Origin of the sequence: Stappia indica (assembly GCF_020177335.1) — a bacterium.
Taxonomy (GTDB): domain Bacteria; phylum Pseudomonadota; class Alphaproteobacteria; order Rhizobiales; family Stappiaceae; genus Stappia; species Stappia indica_B.
Genome location: NZ_JAIVMG010000038.1, coordinates 1 through 967, shown reverse-complemented (window position 1 = coordinate 967; position 967 = coordinate 1). Strand labels below are relative to the sequence as shown.

Below are 967 nucleotides of genomic sequence, written 5' to 3'. Positions count from 1 at the left end.
ACGCACTCGTATTTCAGGGTTCGCCACAGCCGCTCAATGAAGATGTTGTCGAGGAACCGACCTTTCCCATCCATCGATATCCGGACGCCCGATCGGCGGAGCCGATCCGTCCAGGCGAAGGACGTGAACTGGCTTCCCTGATCCGTGTTCATGATCTCGGGCGGGCCGAACTTGTGGATGGCCTCGGTCAACGCTTCGACGCAGAAGTCGGCCTCCAGCGTGTTAGAGATCCGCCAGGACAGAACCTTGCGGGTGTGCCAGTCCATGATCGCCACGAGGTAGAGGAACCCACGCCGCATGGGCAGATAGGTGATGTCCGAGCACCAGACCTGGTTCGGGCGATCCACGCGCAGGCCTCTCAGCAGATAGGGATAGGTCTTGTGCCCCTTCGCCGGCCTGCTTGTGTTGGGCTTCTGGTAAATCGGCATCAGCCCCATGAGGCGCATCAGCCGGCGTATCCGCTTCTCGTTCACGAAGTGCCCGTCATTGCGCAGGTGCCAGGTCATCTGGCGGACACCGAAGAACGGGGTCTCCAGGAACTGCTCGTCAATCTGCCGCATCAGGCCGAGGTTCTGCTCGGTCTCGCCCTTCGGCTCGTAGTAATAGGATGAGCGCGCGATCGACAGCAGCTTGCACTGCTGCCCAATCGACAGATCCGGGTGGTCCGGCTCGATCATGCCGCGCCTCACTTCCCGCCCCAGGGCTTCAGCTTTCGTTCCAAAAAAGAGTTGGCCACCGCCAGCTCCCCGATCTTGGCGTGGAGCTCTTTCACCTGCTCCTCGTCGATCTCGGGCTTCTTGCGGCCCCCGCGCTCGAACACGCCCGACGCGCCTTCCAGCAGGGCCCGCTTCCATTGATGGATCATCGTTGGATGCACCCCGAACCGGCTCGCCAGCTCGGCCGCCGTCTCTTCACCCTTCAGGGCTTCCAGCGCGACCTTCGCCTTGAACTCAGGCGCGTGCTGCTT

General features: G+C 62.2%; 1 pseudogene. It reads right to left on the bottom strand.

Going from position 1 to position 967, the window contains the following annotated elements:
* A pseudogene (locus LC062_RS21275) lies at positions 1–967 on the bottom strand (IS3 family transposase); the annotation flags it as partial.